This is a genomic window from Shewanella sp. SR43-8 (assembly GCF_014163775.1).
Classification (GTDB): domain Bacteria; phylum Pseudomonadota; class Gammaproteobacteria; order Enterobacterales; family Shewanellaceae; genus Shewanella; species Shewanella vesiculosa.
Genome location: NZ_JACJDX010000021.1, coordinates 23460 through 29459, shown reverse-complemented (window position 1 = coordinate 29459; position 6000 = coordinate 23460). Strand labels below are relative to the sequence as shown.

Here is a 6000-nt window from a genome sequence, read left to right as displayed (position 1 = left end):
CATGAAACCAATCAACAAATTCGCCCCAACTTGTAGGGTAATCTACACCAGCTTTTAATAAATACGATGAAGTTTTCATCACTACATATTGACACTGGTGGCGCTAAATGGATAGCCCTTATATAAACACAGTGCATTGGTAAGGTAACGGTTATGGGGCAATTAACATTTTTGGAGGCTATACGGACAGAGATCAGGGTACGCCATTACAGCTATCAAACAGAAAAATCCTACCTCTATTGGAACCGCAATTTCATTCGACATTGCAATATTCGTCATGGCGCTGATATAACCCCCGCTTTGATTGAACAATTTCTCTGTTTTTTAGCAGTGGAGTGCGAAGTGTCGGCGAGCACCCAGAAACAGGCTCTATGTGCCATTGTATTTGCTTGTCGCCATGTGTTAAAAATTGAGCCCAATGAGTTACAATTTCCCTATGCAAAAGCCCCTAAACGAATACCGCAGGTATTGTCTAACGAAGAAGCAAAACTGATCATCAGCAATTTGTCAGGCTACCACTATTTAATTGGTGCCATCCTATTTGGCTCAGGGCTAAGATTAAAGGAAGCCTTAAAACTTAGGGTAAAAGATATTGATCTAACCACTAAATCTATCTTTGTGTACCGAGGTAAAGGGCAAAAAGATCGAGTTTGTATGCTACCTAATGGATTGATTGATGTTCTAAAGTCACAAATGAAACAGGTAAAAAAGCTCCACGAGGCGGATTTGTCAGATGGCTTTGGACTTGCTTCATTGCCCATCTCTCTAATCAGAAAATACCGCAGTAACGCCTCTAAGTTTCATTGGCAATATCTCTTTCCTGCTAGCCGCCGCTGTATGCACCCAAGTGACAACTATGTGTGCAGACACCATATTCATCCAACGGCTTTTTCACGTGCATTAAGGCAAGCTACCACTAACTGTGGTATAGATAAGCGCGTTACCGCCCATACTTTCCGCCATTCATTTGCAACATCTTTATTACTCAAAGGCCATGACATTCGTACCATCCAAGAGTTATTGGGACACAGTGATGTCAAAACGACCGAGATATATACCCATGTGATTGGTGGCCATCATACTGGGGTCATAAGTCCTCTTGACAGTCTTTAAGGCATACTACAAAACAACTTACTAGGGCCTTATCTTTTGCTTTCCGCATTAGTAAATATGAGGCAAACACAGAAACACAAAGTTCGAATGAGTAATTGTTCTAAATCATAATGAGGCATAAATGAGTTTGCCTACTTAATTGAAAATGGACAAATTCAACTCTGAACTTGAAGATATTGGAGACTTTTTAATGAATACGATGGAGTGCAGCCAGTGAGAAATGATAAGAAAACCTAAGGCTACACACACAATTTTCAGTCATTTCATAAAACCATAACATACCAAGTAACTCTCGTTGAGGATTACCCGAGTAGCTTACTATGGAGCTGAAATATGCAAGCAACTAACTCGGAAATGAATAGATATACCTGGGTGTTCTAAGCCATATCATTCTAATAATTAAAAGTATGTTCTAAACCTGCAACTAAAAATAATTAACATAATAAACAACAGCATAGATTAACATCACATTTTGAGCAGATATTTGATCTGCATCATACTGCGTACATTATTTAACCGTTATGATTAATCTGCAATATATAAGATTTCGTCATGTTGATTGTTGGTCTAAATCAACGTGATGAACAGTTCCCCCCTCTAAAAGGAGATTTTTATTATGAACTTAATTCCTAGAAACTCTCTATTTAATATGACTGATATTTTTGACAACTTCTATTCCCCTATGTTTGAAAGCACAAAGGACTTGGATTTTTTTAGTCCAAGAGTGGACATCAATGATAAAGCTGATCACTATGAAATTAATGCTGATTTACCGGGTGTAGAAAAAAAGGATCTTCATGTCACACTTGATGGTGATTTACTCACCATTGAAGCGACTACAGCTGAAGAGAATGAAGAAAAAGAAGATGGACGTGTGATCAGAAAAGAACGTCGCTCTGGTAAGTATGTGCGCAGTTTTACCCTTAATTGCAGGCCAAATGAAGCAGATATAAAAGCCTCTTTTAAAAATGGAGTGCTTAATCTTCAAGTGCCAAAAGAGAATGTAAAAGCTGTTGAAAGCAAAAAAATACCCATCTTATAATCTATCAAGTATGAAATTTAAGATTATGTAGTGGTCAAAATCTTTTGACCACTACATGGGGAGGTACTAACTTCATTTGAAGTCATCATTTGCATTTCTCGATTAACAAAGTTGTAGTTGTTTTCTTGCAACGGGAGAGCAACTTGAAGCGGGCTCACTATCGACGGTCTTCACAAATATCGTTCCCAATGGGAGCGATTCAAGTGGCTGAGCTAATTCTTTAAACAAAGTTAAGAAGACACAGCCGCTGGTTTCCTTTTGCTCTGGTTTGAGTGAAAATCACTATGTTCGTGGTCGCAGACCATATCCATCAACAGCTAGCCGAGTGTGTAACAAAAAGCCTAATCCCCCCTATCCGATAATCTATCCCCTTGCTCACAATACAGTAAATCAATCACCAAACAGGTACTTTTTGTATTTAATCGTTGTTTTCTTAATTGAATTAGCATTAGATGTAAGCAGGTTGTATTTGAAGGAAGAAATGACTGAATGAAAAATATTATTTGCGATATTGATGGTGTGTTACTGCACGACAACAAGCTAATTCCTGGAAGCGACAAGTTTATTCATCGCGTACTTGAACAAGGCAATCCGCTGGTTATTCTCACTAATTATCCCGTTCAAACGGGTAAAGACTTACAAAACCGACTTGGCGCTGCAGGTATTAATGTACCAGAAACCTGTTTTTATACCTCAGCGATGGCCACGGCCGACTTTTTGAAACACCAAAATGGCAGCAAAGCCTATGTGATCGGTGAAGGTGCGCTGACCCATGAGTTGTATAATGCAGGTTTCACTATAACCGATATTAATCCAGACTTTGTCATAGTCGGTGAAACTCGCTCGTACAACTGGGACATGATCCATAAAGCATCGCGTTTCGTTGCTGGCGGTGCCCGCTTTATTGCCACGAATCCAGACACCCACGGCCCAGCATTTAGCCCTGCTTGTGGCGCCTTGTGTGCAGCCATTGAGCGTATTACAGGTAAAATGCCATTTTATGTGGGTAAACCTAGCTCGTGGATTATCCGCTCTGCGTTAAATCATATTCAGGGACACTCTGAAAACACTGTCATTATTGGCGACAATATGCGCACCGATATTTTAGCAGGCTTCCAAGCGGGTCTAGAAACCATTTTGGTTACCAGTGGTGTAAGCCAAATGAGTGATATTGATAAAGAACCTTTCAGACCAAATCATGTGTTTGCATGTGCTGGTGATATTGATATCGTTTAGTGACAATTGTTTTATAAGATTGCGTCTCACATGTCTAAGCATATGTTTAATGACAAGAAGCCTATCGGTCTCATCACTAATCTATGCGAGTTAGCACGAGAAACTTTTGCTCCAGTCCAATAAGATCAATTAGTTAATAAGCTGACTTGCTGTCACCACAATTTACATTAGGTAACATATTTCCAAGCCAGTGACCTTGTTTTCAAGCACTGGCTTGGCTCATTATGCTTGTCTGAAATAAAACTAAAAATAATAACAGGACATAGCATGAAACGATTGTTTCCTTTTTGCGCCATTGCCTTACTAACAGCATGTAACAGTGAAGATGTTAAACACGCTTCGACTGAGCAAGTCAGCGCAACCCAAACCGCTGCTGTTACCTTCGATGAACAACGTTTTAGAACGGATATCGAAACATTATCCTCTGATAAATTTGAAGGCCGTGCTCCCACAACTCAAGGCGAAAAACTGACCCTAGAGTATTTATCTGCAGCTTTCACCCAAATGGGCCTTAAAGGCGCTTATAAAGGCAGTTTTCTGCAACCTGTGCCTATGGTGAGTTATACCGCCAGCGAAAAACAGCAGGTGAATTTAGCAGGTATTAAGATGCAATATCGTCAGGATATTGTGCTTAGCAGTCGTCACAATAACCAGCAAGTGAGCATTAAAGATGCGCCATTGGTGTTTGTTGGTTACGGTATTAATGCGCCTGAATATGGCTGGAATGATTACCAAGATCTCGATATGAAAGGCAAAATCGCCATCATTTTGGTCAATGACCCTGGTTTTGCACATCCTGAAGGGGCCAAGTTTAATGGTAAAGCGATGACTTACTATGGCCGTTGGAGTTATAAGTTTGAAGAAGCCAGTCGCCAAGGTGCATTAGGCGCAATCATTATCCATGAAACTGAACCGGCCTCTTACCCTTGGTCGGTTGTCGAAAATAGCTGGACCGGTCCACAACAAGATCTAGTATTGAGCCAGGCGGAGCAAGATCAGCGCATTCAAGTTGAAGGTTGGCTAACCTTAGACAGCGCAACAGCCTTATTTGACAAAGCAGGCCTGTCGTTAACCTCGTTAATGGATCGTGCGGCCAACAGTTCACTTAATGTCGATTTAGCTCAAACAGCTAGCATTGAATTTGCTAACAAAGCGGAGTTCGCCGACAGTTATAATGTGGTTGCTACCTTACCTGGCACCACTCAAACCGATGAACAGATTTTATTCACCGCTCACTGGGATCACCTAGGTAAAGATGACACCAAAGACGGTGACCAAATTTACAATGGTGCATTAGATAACGCTTCCGGTACTGCAGGTATTTTAGAAATTGCCCGCCAATTTGCCCAGCGCGCCAAACAAGGTCAAGGCTTAGCCCGCTCATTAACCTTTATTGCCACTACTGGTGAAGAACAAGGCTTATTAGGCTCACGCTACTATGCGGCTAACCCGATTTATCCTATTGATAAAACGGTGGCAGTATTTAATCTCGACAGTACCAATGTTTACGGCAAAACCAAAGATTACACTATCGTCGGTAAAGGCCAGTCAGAATTAGAAAACTATTTAGACCGCGCCGTTGCTAAACAAAATCGCATTAGCCAAGGCGAACTTAACCCTGCATCAGGCGGTTTTTTCCGTTCAGACCACTTCAGTTTTGCCAAGTTAGGTGTCCCTGCTGTGTTTGCCGGAGGAGGAAATGATCCCCTTGATGATGCAACGGCACAATACAAAGCGTCAATGATGGTGAAAATGAAAGGCTGTTACCATAACGTGTGTGATTATTATCACCCTGAATGGGATTTATCCGGTGCGTTACAAGATTTAGGTGTGTATTACCAAGCTGCAGCTGAATTAGCCAATAACCAAGATTGGCCAGGATACTTTGCAGCTTCTGAATTTAATCAGTTACGCCCTGCAGATTAAGCCTATAACCCCAGTTCCTTCCCGCCCAAGGATTAGCCCATCATCTATTTGATGGGCTTTTTTATGATGGTTTTTATGATGATTCTTATTTTGTTATTAACCTACTTAAAACAAAGGTCATCAATCAGATAAAAGCCCTAAACAGCAAACTCATTTAATGCCTCAATAGCTAAAGCGGCCTTTTCTGTTTGCACAAAAATATGGTCGTGATAGTAGGCCGCAATCACGTTAGCACTAATGCCCTTTTCTGAGAGTTTATGAGCTACCGCTGCCGTTAACCCAACGGCATCAAGACTAGAGTGCACCGTTAAGGTAATCCCCTTAAACACGGATTCAAATGCTAAGCCACCAGCAATAGCAGCCGCTTTGGTTAGCACTAAAGTCAACCCTTCCGTTTCACGAAATGTTGCCAGCGGCGATAAAGTTTGATAATCACAATATTGACCCGGTACCGAACAAAAAACGTATTCATCTGCTAATAATATCGGCGACATTGATGCCAGTAACTTAGCTAAATCTGTTTCACCAACCACGGTATTCTCCTCAAAAACCATCACTCAACTTACGTTAACAACAGAACGTTCAAACGAATGCCATACTCATCTATTCAGCTGTTTAGCCCTTAATCTTGTGTCGTTCAGCTTAGTCTTATTAGACACTGATATTGATCTGAATGATTACCA

The 6000-nt window shown here is 41.0% G+C and carries 5 protein-coding genes; 4 read left to right on the top strand and 1 reads right to left on the bottom strand.

From position 1 onward, the window contains the following. The first annotated feature begins 153 nt into the window (after nucleotides 1-153). The 4 genes from H5114_RS19660 (at nucleotide 154) to H5114_RS19645 (ending at nucleotide 5317) form a co-directional block, all read left to right on the top strand. Nucleotides 154-1113, top strand: a complete 960-nt coding sequence (locus H5114_RS19660) for an integron integrase (protein WP_182723853.1) — start codon at nucleotides 154-156, stop codon at nucleotides 1111-1113. Nucleotides 1114-1729: 616 nt separating this feature from the next. Continuing rightward, nucleotides 1730-2155 (top strand): Hsp20/alpha crystallin family protein, encoded by a 426-nt coding sequence (locus H5114_RS19655; protein ID WP_220492620.1) that lies wholly within the window; start codon nucleotides 1730-1732, stop codon nucleotides 2153-2155. A 489-nt stretch (nucleotides 2156-2644) separates the two neighbouring features. Beyond that, nucleotides 2645-3391 carry an HAD-IIA family hydrolase gene (locus tag H5114_RS19650; protein WP_182698777.1) on the top strand — a complete coding sequence of 249 codons (747 nt, stop codon included), beginning with the start codon at nucleotides 2645-2647 and terminating at the stop codon, nucleotides 3389-3391. A gap of 267 nt (nucleotides 3392-3658) precedes the next feature. Continuing rightward, nucleotides 3659-5317 (top strand): M28 family metallopeptidase, encoded by a 1659-nt coding sequence (locus tag H5114_RS19645; RefSeq protein WP_124016016.1) that lies wholly within the window; start codon nucleotides 3659-3661, stop codon nucleotides 5315-5317. Nucleotides 5318-5454: 137 nt separating this feature from the next. Here the strand turns inward: H5114_RS19645 and H5114_RS19640 are convergent, their stop codons facing one another. Further along, complete coding sequence (locus H5114_RS19640; RefSeq protein WP_182723852.1) at nucleotides 5455-5850, bottom strand: ACT domain-containing protein; 396 nt, start codon at nucleotides 5848-5850, stop codon at nucleotides 5455-5457. Nucleotides 5851-6000 lie beyond the last annotated feature (150 nt).